15 protein-coding genes are annotated in these 16,559 nt (G+C 65.4%); 8 read left to right on the top strand and 7 right to left on the bottom strand.

The annotated features are described in order from the left end of the window. The first annotated feature begins 65 nt into the window (after positions 1-65). Positions 66-404 (top strand): hypothetical protein, encoded by a 339-nt coding sequence (locus AASM09_RS10900; protein WP_219632004.1) that lies wholly within the window; start codon positions 66-68, stop codon positions 402-404. Here the strand turns inward: AASM09_RS10900 and AASM09_RS10895 are convergent. Further along, the gene (locus AASM09_RS10895; RefSeq protein WP_019336574.1) at positions 401-721 is read right to left on the bottom strand and encodes a hypothetical protein; all 321 of its coding nucleotides are present in this window, start codon (positions 719-721) and stop codon (positions 401-403) included. The genes AASM09_RS10900 and AASM09_RS10895 overlap by 4 nt on opposite strands. A 131-nt stretch (positions 722-852) precedes the next feature. Beyond that, positions 853-1,152, bottom strand: a complete 300-nt coding sequence (locus tag AASM09_RS10890; RefSeq protein ID WP_238380333.1) for a hypothetical protein — start codon at positions 1,150-1,152, stop codon at positions 853-855. Positions 1,153-1,409: 257 nt separating this feature from the next. On the opposite strand from AASM09_RS10890, the gene AASM09_RS10885 reads away from it, so the two are divergent. Beyond that, complete coding sequence (locus AASM09_RS10885; RefSeq protein ID WP_049427847.1) at positions 1,410-1,805, top strand: response regulator; 396 nt, start codon at positions 1,410-1,412, stop codon at positions 1,803-1,805. Positions 1,806-1,902: 97 nt separating this feature from the next. Here the strand turns inward: AASM09_RS10885 and AASM09_RS10880 are convergent, their stop codons facing one another. The 4 genes from AASM09_RS10880 to AASM09_RS10865 all read right to left on the bottom strand — a co-directional run bounded on the left by AASM09_RS10880 (position 1,903) and on the right by AASM09_RS10865 (position 4,616). Continuing rightward, the gene (locus AASM09_RS10880; RefSeq protein WP_197619191.1) at positions 1,903-2,352 is read right to left on the bottom strand and encodes a GNAT family N-acetyltransferase; all 450 of its coding nucleotides are present in this window, start codon (positions 2,350-2,352) and stop codon (positions 1,903-1,905) included. A gap of 95 nt (positions 2,353-2,447) precedes the next feature. Beyond that, positions 2,448-2,858, bottom strand: coding sequence for a Rap1a/Tai family immunity protein (locus AASM09_RS10875; protein WP_343369035.1), 411 nt, complete (start codon positions 2,856-2,858; stop codon positions 2,448-2,450). Between the two features lie 46 nt (positions 2,859-2,904). Next, complete coding sequence (locus AASM09_RS10870) at positions 2,905-3,354, bottom strand: hypothetical protein (RefSeq protein WP_343369033.1); 450 nt, start codon at positions 3,352-3,354, stop codon at positions 2,905-2,907. A gap of 278 nt (positions 3,355-3,632) precedes the next feature. Continuing rightward, positions 3,633-4,616 (bottom strand): LacI family DNA-binding transcriptional regulator, encoded by a 984-nt coding sequence (locus AASM09_RS10865; RefSeq protein ID WP_049427839.1) that lies wholly within the window; start codon positions 4,614-4,616, stop codon positions 3,633-3,635. Between the two features lie 156 nt (positions 4,617-4,772). On the opposite strand from AASM09_RS10865, the gene ptsP reads away from it, so the two are divergent. From ptsP to AASM09_RS10840, 5 genes are all read left to right on the top strand, one after another. Continuing rightward, the gene (gene ptsP / locus AASM09_RS10860) at positions 4,773-7,283 is read left to right on the top strand and encodes a phosphoenolpyruvate--protein phosphotransferase (RefSeq protein WP_100443853.1); all 2,511 of its coding nucleotides are present in this window, start codon (positions 4,773-4,775) and stop codon (positions 7,281-7,283) included. Then, positions 7,280-8,236, top strand: a complete 957-nt coding sequence (locus AASM09_RS10855; protein ID WP_049430747.1) for a 1-phosphofructokinase family hexose kinase — start codon at positions 7,280-7,282, stop codon at positions 8,234-8,236. The genes ptsP and AASM09_RS10855 overlap by 4 nt, the downstream gene beginning before the upstream one ends. Before the next feature lie 87 nt (positions 8,237-8,323). Beyond that, a complete protein-coding gene (locus AASM09_RS10850) occupies positions 8,324-10,027 on the top strand; it encodes a PTS fructose transporter subunit IIC (protein WP_049430748.1) in 1,704 nt (567 codons plus the stop codon). Positions 10,028-10,110: 83 nt separating this feature from the next. Next, positions 10,111-11,364, top strand: coding sequence for a carbohydrate porin (locus AASM09_RS10845; RefSeq protein ID WP_049430751.1), 1,254 nt, complete (start codon positions 10,111-10,113; stop codon positions 11,362-11,364). 190 nt (positions 11,365-11,554) lie between these two features. Further along, positions 11,555-12,154, top strand: a complete 600-nt coding sequence (locus tag AASM09_RS10840) for a fasciclin domain-containing protein (protein ID WP_197619201.1) — start codon at positions 11,555-11,557, stop codon at positions 12,152-12,154. 74 nt (positions 12,155-12,228) lie between these two features. Here the strand turns inward: AASM09_RS10840 and AASM09_RS10835 are convergent, their stop codons facing one another. After that, the gene (locus AASM09_RS10835; protein WP_238378712.1) at positions 12,229-13,437 is read right to left on the bottom strand and encodes a serine hydrolase domain-containing protein; all 1,209 of its coding nucleotides are present in this window, start codon (positions 13,435-13,437) and stop codon (positions 12,229-12,231) included. A gap of 415 nt (positions 13,438-13,852) precedes the next feature. On the opposite strand from AASM09_RS10835, the gene AASM09_RS10830 reads away from it, so the two are divergent. Continuing rightward, a complete protein-coding gene (locus AASM09_RS10830) occupies positions 13,853-16,519 on the top strand; it encodes a TonB-dependent receptor (RefSeq protein WP_049430755.1) in 2,667 nt (888 codons plus the stop codon). Positions 16,520-16,559: the final 40 nt, after the last annotated feature.

Below are 16,559 nucleotides of genomic sequence, written 5' to 3'. Positions count from 1 at the left end.
GATTGACTGTCGGCGTGTCGCCGTTACGGGAACGTACGGGGAAGCGCCCCATATGAACGACTGTCATGAACAGGCTCGCAGCAAGAAGTGTGTACAGTGAGGTTTCAAAAAGGGGTAACGCCGTGATCCAGGGAAGAAGCAAGCACGTTGTGGACGTAGAGCGTGAACTGGCCCACTGGAAGGCCGCGTTCAACCTGGGCGCCCTGCCCGCGATGAGCTTCCGCTACGAAGTGGCGCCGGTTATCCGGCTTGCCTGCGATATCTATGTGAGAGATCCGCACGGCGCCCGGTCGGCATGGATCGACGATCTGCAGGGCAGGCTTGCGAAGCGATCGAGCCTGCGCGGTCATCCTGGCGCAGCAGAGATCGCCGATCGGTGCTGGTCGCTGCTTGGCTGCGCCTAGGCGCGGCTGGCTGCGTGATTCCGCTCGCGCATCAGCTCATCATTCAGTACGTGGACAATGGACATCACCGCGTCGGCAAGTCCACGGGAATCGCTGATGGATCCGTAGAAGTAGATCCTGGCGCCTTCAATGCGAACATCCGCCAGCTGGAGCTGGGACGCCAGGGCTCTGCACTTGATGAGGAACATCTCTGTCCAGCGGGCGCCTGGCGCCAGATCGAGCAGCGCGGTGATGGCCTCGTCGGTGGATGCGTCTACACGCTCATGCAGCAACGGGACATCGAAGCCGACGATTCTTGGGAGCATGGAAGCGTTCACCTGAACATCCTCTCGCTGACGGGCGCTGCGAGCACTGTCCACAATACAACGGATTGCCCCGCAGGAGTGGGTGGCCGGCTCTGCGACGGGTGACCGTCGATGCGCTACGCATGCGCGCGCTCCATCTGGAATCAATGGCCAACCTGAGCGTCAACCCTGCCGGCATGCCGCGCGTCCGCCACCGGAATGCGTGAGCGCGACGTATTGACCATTGCCTGCGGCATTTCAAGCGCCTGCACCACCCGATGCTGCGCACGATGCTCGCTGCCCTCGACGCCCACGACGTAAACGAAACGTCCGTCGAATTTGGCTTGTGCGCCCTCGAAGAGATCGTCGGCCTGCAGTGCCCGCTTCAATGACTTCATCCACGCCCGTTCAGGGATGCGGTCCAGCTCCACCACGATGGCAGCGCCTCCGCAGTCCAGGCGCATGCACTCCACACGCAGTACACGTGGCGAAGCGGGGTTGGCGTGGGATCGGTGCATGACGGACACTCCAGTGCAGGGGACGGCGGCAGTATCCATGGCGCTCGCCAAGACGCCGTCAACACGTCCCGTGGCACCTTCCATGCGACGTGGACGGCATCGAGAGGCGGGGTCGCTTCGACACCGAGCTGACAACCCACACGCGTCGCGTTGATGCAGCACAGGACACACTGCAGCTCCGATGGCAACGCAGGCATGTGCCAATGCAACCCGATATGAACCAGCGGAATCGATACAGTCTGCTGCTGGTGGAAGACCAACTGGACCTTGTTGCCCTCATGGGACAGGCGCTTGAAGAGGGCGGTGGCCAGGTAACACACGCCTACAGTGTGTTCGATGCATTGGGGCTGCTGGATACGCAGCGATTCGACGGTGCCGTTCTGGATGTGGAGCTTCGTGACGGTGTGGTTTTCCCCGTCGCCGATCGCCTGGCTGAACTCGGCATCCCCTATCTGTTCGTTTCTGCGGTGTACGACCAGCTGGTGCCGCTGCGCCATCGGCGTGCCACCTTTGTTGCCAAGCCTTTCCATATCGAGCGATTGCAGGAGGCTGTGCAGCGTGTGATGGGAAACGACGGCGCACCCGCCATCACTCACTGATCCCCGCTACCCAGCACGGCACGCCCTCGAAGGGCGTGCCGCCTCTGCCATGGTCGCCTGAGTTCTTCGGCGATCCAAAGCGCGGCGGATACGGCCATCAAGGATGAATGGCGAAGATGAAGAAATCCTCATCGCGCTGCCATCCGAGTCCTGCATAGAGCGCCTGCGCAGCCGCGTTGTCCTTCGCCGTCTGCAGCTCGATGCGCGCTGCGCCGCGTCTTCGTGCTTCTTCAACGGCGTTGATCATGAGGGTGCGGGCAACACCAGTGCGACGTGCTGGTCTGTCGACGTAAAGATCATAGAGTACGAAGCTTGGGCGTGCGCTGATGGAGTCAAACAGCGGGTACAGCTGGGTGAACCCGACAAGGCGGTCCCCATCTGCCTCGGCCACCAGTACAAGCGAATCGCCTTCTGACAGGCGTGCATGCATGAATTGCCTTGCCAATGGCAGGTCTGCCGGCTGCGCGTAGAACTGTCGATACTTGTCGAACAGCATCGCGACCTGTTCAAGATCTTCCGCGCTCGCCACTCGTGTGTGTGTCTTCACTATTTCGGCTCCAGCTTCAGGCGGAACAGAGAGGGCTCCACGAAGGGCGCGGACCTCTCCGCGGAGGAGGCCGAGTCACCTCGGGCATTGCTGGGTCATGCCCCTCGATCACAGGGAAAGGCCGCCCTCAGCCCATCGACGACCAAGGGTGCAGCATCCTGCTGCAGTTTCCCTTGGGGCAGCTGTCGAAGATGTGAAGCGACCCGGTCAACCAGCTCGTGCGGAAGAATCCGGCCTTGGCCACACCACTGGGCGTGGCTGGCATCGGCAACGCCCTGGATATAGGCGCTGGCGCGAGCGCTGGACAGGTTCCGGCACTGATCGCCGTCGCAGAAGCCGTCGGCGCCTTTGCCCTGCAGCAGGGTGAGGAGTTCGGCGCCACTGACAAGCCAGGTGCGTGCCGGTTGCGTTGTTCCGGCGAGGGCGGACCCCGCCAGGGCGCAGAGGCCAAGTGCGAGGAGCCGACGCATGCCGCGGCGCGCGTGGAGGGCCTGATGTCCTTTCATGTCGGGGTCCTTGGTGGTCGTCTCTGTGGGTTCCACGCAGCGAGGGTCAAAGTCGATCGAGCTGGTTGCGCGGATGAAACTCCGGGTCGTCCCGGTCTTCCAGCATGGCCTCCACCAATGTCTCGAAGGATGCGGTGGCGGTATCCAGGTCAGTGGAAGACAGGAAGCTGGATTCGCCGTGGCCTGCCAGCGCAATCGCGGCAATGGTCTCCCGCTGATCGTTCTCGGCCCAGAGATAGTCGTGGATCAGCGCCACCCCCTGGTCACCTGCCTTCAGGAAGTCGGCGGCGCTTCGTGCCACCGCAAGAAACGCAATGAGATCGTAGAGGCTTTCTGAATAGGTCAGCGATCCTGCAACAAAGTGCGTGCTGCTGCGGTCATGGGCGGCGACCCGGATGTTCTCAGCCTGTGCAGAGGCCAGGAAGGCTTTCAATGCGGCGCGATTGTCGGGGTAGCGGGCCAGCAGCGCCTGGCAGTCCGCAAGCAGGTGATCCAACGCCTCGTCGCTTGAAGAGGCCAGGTATTCACCGTTTCCCAGGTGCCACTACCCGGCGATGCATCGCCAGTCGGACCATCGGGACGCTGTGGGCACGGGCGCGGACAGCCATCTGGAGAGATCTTCGGGGCACAACTGCAGGCGGAGCAGCGCTGAGTAAGGCTCTGACAAGGCAATCATCCATGGTGTCTGCGTGTACAGATGGCTTGTAACAGACGACGGTCGGCCGGCCAACACCCGAACGGCGCTCTCAGGGTTGGCCGCAACCGGGCGTCGAGCTATCGCGCAGCCGTCGACCCTCTGCCCACGCACCGACCCGTCATCACCAGCCGGCGCACAGGCAGTGCTGGCGTGCGCAGGCGTTCAAGCAGCATCGACATCGCGGCCCGCCCCATCTCCTCAACCGGTTGCTCGATCACGGTGATGCCCGGCTCGACCAGTTCGGTCCAGCGTTCGTTGTCGAAGCCGGCCAGCGCCAACGCCTCGGGAATCGCCAGCCCAGCGCTGCGGGCGGCTTTCAATGCCCCCATCAACAGCAGGCTGTTGCTGGTCACCAGTGCCTCGGGGCGTGATGGCGTGGCGAGCCACTGCCCGACCGTCGCGATGGCGGCTTCGGCCGTGGGTTCAACCTCGCGGTAGTCCGGCTGCAACCCATGGGTGCGCATCGCAGCGAGATAGCCGTCGCGACGCTCGGCCGCCGTGGTACTGGTGCTGCCGAACAATCCGCCGATACGGCGATAGCCGCGCTCGACCAGATGCTCGACCAGGCCCGCCATCGCTGCCGGATTGTCGAGTACCACGCTGTCGATCGACCCGCCGGGGGCGGCGCGGTCCACCAGCACCGTTGGATAATCCAGCGTGAGCCGTTCGAGCCGGCCCACCGTGGTCCGGGTCGGCGCGAAGATCAGGCCACTGATGCGCTCTTCGTGCATCAACTGCAGATACAGCGCCTCCCGCTCCGGGTCCTCGTCGGTGTTGCAGAGGGTCACGCGCAATCCTTCGCGATAGGCCACCTCCTCCACTGCGCGGATCAGCGCCGTGAAGAAGGGATTGCGGATGTCCGCGACGATCAGGCCGATGATGCCGGTGTGCCGGGAGCGCAGTCGCCTGGCCTGCAGGTTGGGTCGATAGCCGGTCTGGCGGATCGCCAGCTCGACCCTGCCGCGCACGTCCTCGCTGACCGGACCGCCGCCGAGCACCCGTGACACCGTGGATTTGGAGACCCCCGCCACGCGTGCGACGTCGTTGATGCTGATGCTCATTGGAAACGTTCCCGGAAACGTGCGCTGTTCATGGCCGGATGGCCCCTAAGGACAATGCTAACGCCAAAGGACTATTGGCTTTTTGTGCAGTGCACATTGAAATGCGCAGTGGGAACGTTCCCAATACGCCCCAGCCACCCCCTCCCGGAGCCCGCTTTGTCGCCCCTGACCTCCCCCTCTCCCGTCAGCCGGGAACTGATCCGCCTGGACGCGCGGGCACAGGACAAGACCGATGCCATCGCCCAGGTAGCCCAGATGCTGGTCGCCGCCGGCTGCGTGGCGCCGGGCTACGAGGCCAGCATGGGACGCCGCGAAGCGCTGGCGAACACCTTCCTCGGCCATGGCGTGGCCATCCCGCATGGGCTCGGCGAGGACCGCCACCTGGTGCGCCGCGACGGCATCGCGGTGCTGCAGTTGCCGGAAGGCGTGGAATGGAACCCGGGCCAGGTCACCCGCCTGGTGGTTGGCATCGCCGCCCAGTCCGATACCCACATCACCCTGCTGCGCAGGCTGACCCGCCTGATCCAGGACGAGGCCGCGCTGCAGCGGTTGTTCACGACCCACGATGCGAGCGACATCGTCAATGCGCTGGCCAGTGATGTCGCGGTCACCGTCGCCCACGTGCCGGTGGCGGACCTGGCCGAGCGCTTCGACTGGACCATTGCCTACCCCAGCGGACTGCACGCCCGCCCGGCCACGCGCTGGGCCGAGTCGGCGCGGGGTTTCACGGCCCGTGCGCAGGTGCGCGCGGGCGATCAGGTGGCCGATGCCAAGAGTCTGGTGGCGCTGCTGCAGCTCGGGCTTCGCGAGGGCGATGCCGTGAGCGTTTCTGCCGAGGGCGCCGATGCCCCCGCCCTGCTGGCCGCACTGCGCAAGGTCATGAACGGGCTGGTGGCGCAGGAAAAGACCGATGCGGAGCGTGCAGCACAGCGGAAGGCGGCGCCGGTCGCGGGCTGGAATCCGCCCGAAGCGCAGGCGGCGATCGTCGGCATCGGCGCCAGCCCCGGGTTGGCTATCGGCCCGGTGCATGTACTGGCCAGCGCGCAGGCCGATGTTGCCGATCGCCCGGCCCCGCTCGGCGAGGGCGGCGCACGCCTGCAGGATGCACTGGGTCGCACCCGCCAGCAGTTGGCCGCGCTGCAGGACGACACCCAGCGCCGCCTTGGCGCCTCGGATGCAGCAATCTTCAAGGCGCAGGCTGCGCTGCTTGACGACACCGACCTGATTACCCGCACCTGCCAGCTGATGGTTGAAGGCCACGGCGTTGCGTGGTCCTGGCATCAGGCCATCGAGCAGATCGCCTCCGGGCTGGCGGCGCTGGGCAATCCGGTGCTGGCCGGGCGCGCTGCCGACCTGCGCGATGTGGGTCGGCGCGTACTGGCGCAGCTTGACCCCTCTGCGGCCGGCGGCGGCCTGGCCGATCTGCCGACGCAGCCGTGCATCCTGCTTGCCGCCGACCTGTCGCCCTCCGATACCGCCAACCTCGACACCCGCCGCGTGCTCGGCCTCGCCACTGCACTGGGCGGTCCCACCTCACACACCGCAATCCTCTCGCGCACGCTCGGCCTGCCGGCGCTGGTTGCCGGTGGCGCCGAACTGCTGGCGATCCAGGCCGGCCGCGAGGCGATCATCGACGGCAGCATCGGGCGGCTTTACCTGTCCCCCTCCGAGGCAGATCTTGCTTCGGCTCGCGCCTGGATCGCCGAGCAGCAGCAGATCCGCGCGCGTGAAGCCGCACAGCGTGCGCAGCCGGCGCAGACCACCGATGGCCATCGCATCGACATCGGCGCCAACGTGAACCTGCCGGAGCAGGTGCCATTGGCGCTGGAACAGGGCGCGGAAGCTGTTGGCCTGATGCGCACCGAATTCCTGTTCCTCGAACGCGGCAGCACGCCCAGCGAGGATGAGCAGTACGCAACCTACATGGCCATGGCCAAGGCGCTGGACGGCCGTCCGTTGATCGTGCGCGCGCTCGATATCGGTGGCGACAAGCAGGTCGCCCACCTGGAGCTGCCGCACGAGGAAAACCCGTTCCTCGGCGTACGTGGCGCGCGCCTGCTGCTGCGCCGCCCCGACCTGCTGGAGCCGCAGCTGCGTGCGCTGTATCGAACGGCCAGAGACGGTGCACGCCTGTCCATCATGTTCCCGATGATCACCTCGGTGCCGGAGCTGACGGCACTGCGCGCCATCTGCGAGCGCCTGCGCGCCGAACTGGAGGCACCCGACGTGCCGATCGGCATCATGATCGAAGTCCCGGCCGCCGCAACCCAGAGCGATGCGCTGGCCCGCCACGCCGACTTCTTCTCGATCGGTACCAACGACCTGACCCAGTACGTGCTGGCCATCGACCGCCAGAACCCGGAGCTGGCCGCAGAAGCCGACAGCCTGCATCCGGCCGTGCTGCGCGCGATCCGCGCCACGGTGGAAGGTGCACGCACGCAGGGGCGCTGGGTGGGTGTCTGCGGTGGCCTGGCCGGCGATCCGTTCGGTGCGATGCTGCTGGCAGGGCTGGGCGTGGACGAACTGTCGATGACCCCGAACGACATCCCGTCGGTGAAGGCACGCCTGCGCGGCACTGCGCTGGCCGATCTGCAGAGGCTGGCCAATGCCGCGCTGGACTGCGAAACCGCCGAGCAGGTACGCGCCCTCGATGGAGCAGGTGCATGAATGCCCGCGCCGTCACCGTTACCTTGAACCCGGCGATCGACCAGACCGTGCGGCTGGCCAGCCTGCGGCCGGGCCATGTGCATCGCGCGCGCAGCAGCCGCGACGATGCGGGTGGCAAGGGCATCAACGTGGCCGCCTGCCTGGCCGACTGGGGCGTGCCGACCACGGCACTGGGCGTACTCGGTGGCGGCAACGACGGTGTGTTCGGTACGTTGTTCTCGGCGCGCGGCATCGTAGATGGCTGCCTGCGTATTCCGGGCAGCACCCGCACCAACATCAAGCTGGTTGACGAGGAAGACGGAGAGACCACCGACATCAACCTGCCCGGCCTGGCACTCGACGATGCCGATCTGGACGCCGTGTCGCGCCGGCTCGGTGCCCTGCTGCTGCCGGGCCTGCCGGTGGTGCTGTCCGGCAGCCTGCCGTCCGGCCTGCCGGCCGACGCATGGGCGCGGCTGCAGGTGCAGGCCGGTGCCGCCGGGGCGCGCGTGCTGCTGGACACCAGTGGCGATGCGCTTGCCGCTGCGTTGAGTGGCACTGCGGGTGCATTGCCCTACGCGGTCAAGCCCAACCGCCAGGAGCTGGAGGCTTGGACCGGCACGCCGCTGCTGGACCGCAGCGCCCTGCGCGTCGCTGGTCAGGCCCTGGTCGAACGCGGGGTGGCGCTCGCAGCGATCTCGATGGGCACCGACGGCGCGCTGTTCATTAATCGCAGCGGCGCGTTGGTCGCACGACCGCCGCGACTGGCCCAGGGCAGCACGGTCGGTGCGGGCGACGCCATGGTCGCCGGCATCGCTGCCGCGATGCTGGAGCCCGCCCTCGATCTGGCCGGCTGCGCACGGCTGGCGACCGCGTTCTCGATGAGCCGGCTGCAAAGCGGTGATGCACGACGGCTGGACCCGGCGCAGGTACGCGCATGGGCCGGCGATGTACTGATCGAGCGGTTGGATTGACCCTGTCTGCCGGAGGCACGGCGGCTGGCTTCACGCCGACCGCAGCGCCTTCGGCAAGGACGAACCCGAAGAATTCCAGGAGTTCCCATGCACGCTTTCACCGTAGTCATCGCCGCTGGCGAGCGCAGCATCGAGGCGGTTCTTGCCGCCGAAGCGCTGCGCCGCGCCGCCCGCCAGCGCGGGCTCGAGCTGATGATCGAGATCCGCAGCGACCAGGGCGTGACCGGCGCACTGCCTGCATCGAACGCCGCCGCCGCGACGCACCTGCTGCTGGTGGGTGGTGGTGAGCCGGACATCGCGCGCTTCGCCAATGCTGAGATCGCGCATGCCAGCTTGGGCGAGGTACTGGACGACCCGATTGCGGCGCTCGCACCGCTCGCGGCCGCACGGTCGAACGACGCCGGCACGGATGCGGGCAAGCGCATCGTTGCCGTTACTTCCTGCCCCACCGGCATTGCTCACACCTTCATGGCGGCTGAGGGGCTGCAACAGGCCGCCAAGGCGCTGGGCCATGCAATCCGGGTCGAAACCCAGGGCTCGGTCGGCGCGCAGGACGCGTTGAGCGACGAGGAAATCGCGGCTGCTGACCTCGTCCTGATCGCCGCAGACCGCGAAGTCGATCTGTCGCGCTTCGCTGGCAAACGCCTGTTCAAGAGCGGCACCAAACCGGCGATCAACGACGGCCAGAACCTGATCCGCAAGGCGCTGGCCGAGGCCGGCATGCAGGCAGGTACGGCAACTTCAGGGCGCACGACCGAAAAGACCAAGGCCACCGGGCCCTACAAGCACCTGATGACCGGCGTGTCGTTCATGCTGCCGTTCGTCACTGCCGGCGGCCTGCTGATCGCACTGGCATTCGCACTCGGCGGCATCTATGCCTTCGACGATGCCCACAAGGGCACGCTGGCCTGGTCGCTGTTCCAGATCGGGGCCAAGTCCGGCTTCATGTTGATGGTGCCCGCACTGGCCGGTTACATCGCTTACTCCATCGCCGACCGCCCCGGCATTGCGCCCGGCATGATCGGCGGGCTGGTAGCAGTGAACATGGATGCTGGCTTCATCGGCGGCATCCTGGCTGGTTTCATCGCTGGCTACGGCGTGCACTGGATCAACCGTGCGCTGCGCCTGCCGCGCAGCCTGGAAGGCCTCAAACCGGTGCTGATCCTGCCGGTCCTGGGCACGCTGCTGGTCGGCCTGTTGATGATGTACGTGATCGGCACGCCGGTCGCCGGGCTGCTGGCCTGGCTGACCGACTGGCTGCGCGGCATGCAGGGCGGCAGCGCGATCCTGCTTGGCCTGCTGCTGGGCGGAATGATGGCGGTGGACATGGGCGGGCCGGTCAACAAGGCGTCCTACGCGTTCTCTACTGCATTGATTTCCAGCCAGGTCTACACGCCGATGGCGGCGACGATGATCGGCGGCATGACGCCGCCGCTGGGTATTGCACTGGCGACATGGCTGTTCAGCAACCGCTTCACCGCCGAGGAGCGCGGCACGGCCGGTGCTGCCGGCGTGCTTGGCCTCAGTTTCGTGACCGAAGGCGCGATCCCCTACGCCGCGCGTGATCCGCTGCGCACCATTCCAGCGCTGATCCTTGGTTCTGCCGTGGCAGGTGCAATCTCGATGGCCGCTGGCGTCGAGCTGAAGGTGCCGCACGGCGGCGTGTTCGTGCTGCCGATCCCGAACGCAGTCACTCACCTCGGCATCTACCTGTTGGCACTGCTGGCCGGCGTGGCCGTCACTGCGGTCGCGCTGCGCATCCTCAAGAAGCCGGTCACCACGCCGGCCTGATCCACCCCATCGCCAAGCCCCTGCCACCTCCCCTGCGCACGCAGGGGCGCAGCGACCTACGCCCTGCACAAGGACCCTCGCCCATGACCCGCTCTTCCCGACACATGTTGCCGATGGCGATCGCGCTTGCCCTGCCATCCCTGGCCGCCACCGCAGACGCGAGCGACGTCTTCACTCCCAGGCTCGCCTACACCGGCGAGGCGGCCGCCACGCTTGACGGCGGCAAGCGCAGCGGCACGGCCTATGCCGGCCAGCTGATGTTCGGTGCCGACGTGGACCTGGACGCCGCGTTCGGCTGGCGGGGCGCAACGATCAAGGCTTACGGCATCAACCGCCACGGCACCAATCTCGCCAACAGCAGTACGGGCAACAGCACCTCGGTGCAGGAGATCTACGGTGGCCAGGGAACGCGCCTGGCCAATCTGACGATCGAGCAGAAACTGCTCAACGACCGACTGGTGCTGGAAGCAGGGCGAAGCGTCGCCAACATCCATCATCTCGGTTCGGAGTGGTGCCAGTACTTCCAGGGCAACTCGGCCTGCGGCAACCCGACCTATGTGTTCCGCACCAGCAGCTTCACATGGTGGCCGGTATCGAGCTGGATGGCTGATGCCACGGCATGGGTGACGCCGGATGTCTACGTACGCGTGGGCGCGTACCAGGTCGACCCGAGCCAGGCCGAAGATGGCCAGCACGGCCTGAAATGGAGCACGAACCAGGCCACCGGCTGGGTCGTGCCCTACACGATCGGCTGGCGCAGCCCCGCGTCGGCGCGCTTGAAGGCCCGCTACGAACTGGGTGGCTGGCAGGACAACTCGACCTACCGCGACCCGCTGCGCGATGCCAACGGCATGTCGGCGCTGCTCAGTGGCCAGGAGTACGCGACACGTCATGGTCGCTCCGGTGCGTTCGCCCGGTTCGAGCAGCAGCTCAGCAGCGATGGCAGCGGTCGTGGCCTGACCCTCTTCGGTGCCGCACTCAAGGGTACCTCCGGCCAGTTGATCGAGGATCACTTCCTGCAGGCCGGCCTGGTGCAGAAAGGCACGTTCGCCAGCCGGCCGCAGGACAGCATCGCCTTCGTCGTGACCCAGCAGAAGTACAGCAGCATCGCGCTGGAGAACCTGCGCCTCGCCCGTGCCGCGGCGGGTGGCAGCGGTACCCCGCACGGGAGCCAGGTGATGATGGAACTGAGCTATGGCATCCAGGTCACCCCGCAGCTTCGGGTCGCACCCAACCTGCACTACATCGTGCATCCGGACCAGTTCAACGAACCCGCACGCCAGCATGATCTACCGAATGCGCTGATCGCCGGCCTGCGGGTCGATTGGAGTCTGTAGGAGAATCCGTTTTCGTCCACGCGATTGCCGATCAACGGCTCGTGATGCCCACGCAGTCCATTTTGCCCTGTGGGCGGCAGCGAGCGGCTCTGGTCAATGACCGCACGTCTGTCCGGCAGCGTGGATTCGATCGACGCCGGCCTCAGCATCACGCTGGTGCATCCAGCCGCTCCCGCCAGCCGTATGTAGGATGCCCGCGCTGTGCGGGCATCCTACCGAGGAACGCACCGTGAACGCTCTTCAGCGCATCGCCGCCGCAGTCAGCTTCGCCGTACTCGTCTCAACCGCTTCCGCCAGCTTCGCCGCAGATACCGTGATGGTTGGCGGGGCCGAGATGTACCCGACCAGGACCATCGTTGAAAACGCTGTGAACTCCAAGGATCACACCACCCTGGTGGCAGCGGTCAAGGCCGCGGGCCTGGTCGATACGCTCAATGGCGCCGGTCCCTTTACTGTCTTCGCACCCACCAATGCCGCCTTCAACAAGCTTCCAGCAGGCACGGTCGATGCACTGGTCAAGCCTGAAAACAAGGCACAGCTCACACGGATCCTCACCTACCACGTGGTGCCAGGACGCTTCAGTTCCGCCCAGCTCCTGGCCGATGCCAGGAAGCACGGTGGAAAAGCCACGCTGAAGACTGTGCAAGGCGAGCCGCTTACCGTCGCACTTCATGACGGCATGTTGTGGGTGATCGACGCCAAGGGCGGCAAAGCAGGTATCAGCATCGCCGACGTCAACCAATCCAACGGCGTCATCCACGTTGTTGATGCTGTGCTGATGCCGAAGTAGTGGCACGCCCTGCCACTCCGGCCAGCAGCATGAAGTAGTGGACGAGGAGCCGGGCACAGGCCCGGCTCCTCCCTTCACTGAAGCGCCTGGGCCAGTTTGAGTACATCCGCCGGGAACGTCGCGTAGTCATCCAATGGAGCGCGATGGGTGTCGCGTCGGTGGATGAGGCGCACGGCAACCACCTGCTGTTGCGGAACGATGACCAGGTGCTGGCCCAGGTAGCCATTGGCGGCGTAGGCAACGGTTGGGCCGCGTTGGATGTCGAACATGTCGGAGAGCTTGAGTCCACGACCGGTGATCTCGCTGCCATAGTGCTGCGGCCAGTCCGCCCCAAGTCGCTCGGCCATGTACGCAATCAGTGCACTCCTGCTGTCGAATGCCCTGCCCTCGGTGGCCAGCAATGCCTGCTGGACCGGATCGCTGACTTCATGCTGCGCCAGGAAGCCGGCCATCTGGCCTTTCAGCTCATAACGCTCCCATGCTGGAATGCGCCACCACAGGAGACCAACATCCGGCGAGCGGGCACTTGCTGCCGTCAGCAGCGCCACCGACCGCTCGCTCAGCACGCGCGTACCCGCCTGGGTGACGCCGCCATCAAGCAGCAGCTGCCCGATGGTCGCCAGATCGCGGGCGCTCAGCGACAATCCGGCCATGCCCAAGGGCGTGCCCGCACCGTCCTTCAACCACGTATATCGGGCAATGCCCAGCGGCTTGAAAAGGCGCGCCTCAAGGTAGGCATCCATCGGTTCCCCTGCCAGACGCTCGACAATGCCGGGCAGCAGATTGGTGGCCTTGTTGTTGTAGGAGAACGTGGTGCCTGGATCGCTGCTCAGCTCTGCAGCCAGCGCAAGCTTGACCAGGTCCGGCGCAGCTTCCAGCTCTTCCCCCGCGTTGGCCAGGTTCTGCAGGCCAGAGGTATGGTCCAGCAGCATGCGTACCGTGATGTCCCGTTTCCGCCCCTGCTTCCACTCCGCGAAGATGTTGCTTACCGGCTCGTCGAGCGAGGCCAGTTTTCCCTCGTCCAGCAGAAGCACGATGGCAAGCGCCACCACCGACTTGGTGGCCGACATGAGGTGAACCGGTTCATCGCCCGTCCCTGGCCGGGGCTCCAGCAGTGTTCTTCCATCCTTCCAGACAAGTACCGCGTCCGAATGCGCGGCACGGGCATTGTGTTCGATTGTCGCGACGGCGTCGGCCGTGGTGGTCGTGGTGGTCGTGGTGGCCAGTACAGGGACGGCCAGCATCAAGGCCGCGAAGCTGGACAGCCATCGTGCAGTGTTCATTGGCATCTCCTACGGTGAATGCCTGCTTACATTGACTACAGGTGTAGTCATGACCGAGTGCCTGAAGTCATGCCCGACCACATGGCAGCATCATCACGGCGCCACACGAATGGCCCCCGCAGCCCGCCAAGGGAACACGCGAACTCGATGGCCCTCGCCGCCGGCCTGCGTTCTGATCCAATCCGGCGGGTGCAGCCGTACGGCGAGCGCAACGCCGCCCGATTTCGTTTCGCACTGCAGCAAATGCGGCGTGCCAAGCGGCACTGCTGATCGCTCAACTGTCTGATTTCCCAAGCTTCTGGTCATCCATCGTTCATTCTGATTGACAGCGTTGTCAGTCGGCACTTACAAGAGCCCACGTCCGGCGCACGGCGCGGGAACGTCCAGACATCATCTATGGGGAGAGAGGGACCCTATGACCGTCCATTTCAGGAAGAGCACACTCGCACAGGCAGTCCTTGCCACCATCGTCACCGCCACTGCGGCGCTGCCGGTGGCGGCGCAATCAGCCAAGGAAAGCAGTTCCACCGCCGCCAGCGAGGCACGGGAGGCCTCGACGCTGGACGCCGTCATCGTCACCGTCGAACGCCGGGAACAGGACCTGCAGAAATATGCAGGTACCGCCCAGGCAATTTCTGCGGACGACACGCGTGCGCTGGGCATCAACAATGAGCTGCGCAACATCCAAGCCCTGGTGCCAGGCATGAGCATGGCCAACCAGGAAGGCAACCTGGAGATCTTCATCCGCGGCGTGGGTTCTTCGAACAACACCGAGCTGGGTGATCCAGGCGCCGCGCCCCACATCAACGGGGCCTACATTGCACGACCGCGCGGCTTGGGCGGGATGTTCTACGATGTCGAGCGGGTGGAAATCAACAAGGGCCCGCAGGGCACGCTGCGCGGCCGCAATGCGCTGGCCGGCACGCTGAACATCATCACCAAGCGCCCTGACCTGGAAGCGTTCGGCGGGTACGTCCAGGCCGAGGCCGGCAATCGTGACCATCGCGGTGGCGAATTCGCCCTGAATCTTCCGATCGGCGGTGGCGCGGCCTTCCGGGTGGCTGGCTACAAGGTGGAGAAAGACTCTCCGTTCAAGAATGCTGGACGCGCGCAGGACCTGGAACCGGCTGGCGTGCAGGACGACCGGGGCGCACGCCTGTCGTTCCTCTACCAGCCAGATGACAAGCTGTCGATCTTCGCAATGGCCGACATCGGCAAGGAGGGCGGTACGGGCTATCCAGGCGCCAACGTCTACACCGCCGCCAAGGCCGGCTACCTGCCGGACGATGTCGACCTGCGAAAGATCATCTACCGCGGCGCGCAGGGCAAGCTCGACAGCACCAACTGGGGGGCGCAGACCAGCATTTCCTATGACTTCGGCAAGGTGGCGGTGGAGTACAACGGCAGCTACCGCAACGTGGACTACCGCCAGACCAATGCGCAGAGCGAAGGCATCCTCTGGCCGGGCCGCAACATCGATCCGGTATCACCCAGCAACCCGGGCGGCATCGACTACGACAACTACTCCACGCAGTATTGGCTGACCGAGTCGGAGTCGCAGGTACATGAGCTGCGGTTCACGTCCGACCAGGACGAACGGCTGCGCTGGACCACCGGCCTGTTCCACTTCAATGAGGACCAGCGGGTGGGCTACCTTTCGCTGGTGGACAAAGGGCGCTGGTATTCGGGCACTGAATTCACCATGCCCAAGGTCAATGGCAAGTCATCCGCCGTTTTCGCCGACGGTACATTCGACGTCAACGATCGCCTGCGCCTGAAGGGCGGCCTGCGCTACTCCGAGGAGAAGAAGTCGCGTTACGGCATTGGCGGCAACTGGTCGCTGGGCCTGCCTGGCCAGGGCGGGGACTTTGCCACGCGCCTCGGCACGCCCGGCTTCGAGCCGGCTTTCATGAGCCGTCCGAACTTTGACGTCAGCAACATCAACTCGCAGGCGGAGATGGCCCGCTTCCTGCTGCAGGGTGTGCTGCGACATGGTCGCAACGACACCTTGCTGCAGCAGATCGGCGCGGTGCCCGATGGCGGCCCATTCGGTTGCGTGGATCGCCCCGACATCGGTGGCGATACCGTCGATTGCCCGTACCAGAGCTGGGCCCAGGTCAGCGCGATTCCGGCCCAGCAGTTCGGCAAGAGCAAGTTCAGCTTTACCGACTGGCGCGCGGGTTTCGAGTACGACGTGAGCGATGACAGCCTGCTGTACGGCCTGGTGTCGACCGGCCACAAGGCGGGGGGTTTCAACGACACGTTTGATCCGAAGGAGATTCCCGAGACCTTCAAGCCCGAATCGATCATTGCCTACGAGATCGGCAGCAAGAACTCCTTCCAGATGCTGGGTCGCACCTCGACCTTCAACGTCAGCGGGTTCTATTACGACTACAGCGACCAGGTGTTCCAGGACCTGGCGGTGATCGCCACCAACCCGACCACCGGTGAAGCCACCGGCTATGCCCTGGTCAACCGCAACGTCGGCAAGTCCGCGGTGTACGGCCTGGAGGCGGAAAGCACCTTGCGCTTTCCGCACAATTTCATGGTCAACATCAACGCCCTCTGGATGGACAGCGAGATCAAGCGTGGCACCGTCGCCGATGTCCGCAGCCAGAACTACGACGCCGGTGGTGCCACCTCGCTGATCGACCTGTCCGGCAACGAACTGCCGCTGGCGTCGAAGCTTACCTTCAACGTAAGGCTGCAGCATACGACCGAGCTGCGCTTTGGCACCTTCGACTGGCAGTTGCTGGCCTCGTACCGCTCGGCCTTCTACCTCACCCAGTACAACAACCGGGACGTGGAGTTCATCCGACAGGATCCAGCAAGTGGCGAGCTGGTCCATGACCGTACCGAAAGCGCCGCTGCGGCCGGCTTCCCTGACCGCCAGAAGGGCGAGACCACCTTGAACGCGGGCATCGGTTTCACCTCACTGAGCGGCAACTGGCGCGTGGAAGCCTGGGGCAACAATCTGTTGGGCAACGATGTCTCGCAGAAGGCCCTGGTGGGTTCCGGCATCAACGTCCGCTTCCTGAACGACCCGCGCAGCTACGGCCTGCGCCTGCGTTACCAGTTCTGAGCAGTGCAGCCTTGAAGGAGGGCCGGTTTTGCCGGCCCTC

Origin of the sequence: Stenotrophomonas maltophilia, assembly GCF_039555535.1 — a bacterium.
GTDB lineage: Bacteria > Pseudomonadota > Gammaproteobacteria > Xanthomonadales > Xanthomonadaceae > Stenotrophomonas > Stenotrophomonas maltophilia_Q.
This window is presented reverse-complemented; position numbering and strand designations above follow the sequence as displayed.